This is a genomic window from Paenarthrobacter sp. GQ52 (assembly GCF_059759005.1).
The window spans coordinates 1-761 of sequence record NZ_JCAXEJ010000045.1 but is presented as its reverse complement, the minus strand read 5'-3'; the positions used below and the strand labels follow the sequence as shown (position 1 = coordinate 761).

Sequence of the window (761 nt, the reverse complement as noted above, 5' to 3'; positions counted from 1 at the left end):
GCGGCCGGGATTTCCCAGCCCTTCTTCCGCAGCGCGGTGGCCCACAAACGCCCTGCCCGGTAGGAGGAGCGCACCAACGGGCCGGACATGACGCCGAGGAACCCGATCTCTTCGGCCTCGTGCTGGAGGTCCACGAACTCCTGCGGCTTGACCCACCGGTCCACCGGCAAGTGCCGCTCGGACGGACGCAGGTACTGGGTGATCGTGATCAGGTCACACCCGGCAGCGTGCAGATCCCGCAGCGCTTCGGAAATTTCCTCGCGGGTCTCACCCATGCCCAGAATCAGGTTGGACTTGGTCACCATGCCCAAATCCCGGCCCTGGGTGATGACATCGAGGGACCGCTCGTACCGGAACGCCGGACGGATCCGCTTGAAAATCCTCGGCACGGTCTCGACGTTGTGCGCGAATACCTCGGGCTTTGAATCACAGATCGCCGCGATGTGCTCGGGCTTGCCGGAGAAATCAGGGATCAGCAACTCCACCCCGGTGCCCGGGTTCAGTTCATGGATCTTCCGGACCGTTTCGGCGTACAACCACACACCCTCATCGGCCAGGTCATCACGGGCCACCCCGGTCACGGTCGCGTAGCGCAGCTGCATCGCCTGCACGCTCCGGGCCACCTTGGTGGGTTCGAACATGTCCACCGGGGAGGGTTTGCCGGTGTCGATCTGGCAGAAATCACAGCGCCGGGTGCACTCGGACCCGCCGATCAGGAACGTCGCTTCCTTATCTTCCCAGCACTCAAAAATGTTCGGGCA

General features: G+C 63.6%; 1 protein-coding gene. It reads right to left on the bottom strand.

Annotated features, from left to right (window positions below; genetic code table 11):
- A partial coding sequence (locus tag AC6CH8_RS22820; protein ID WP_498192464.1) for a lipoyl synthase occupies positions 1–761 on the bottom strand: 761 nt, incomplete at both ends.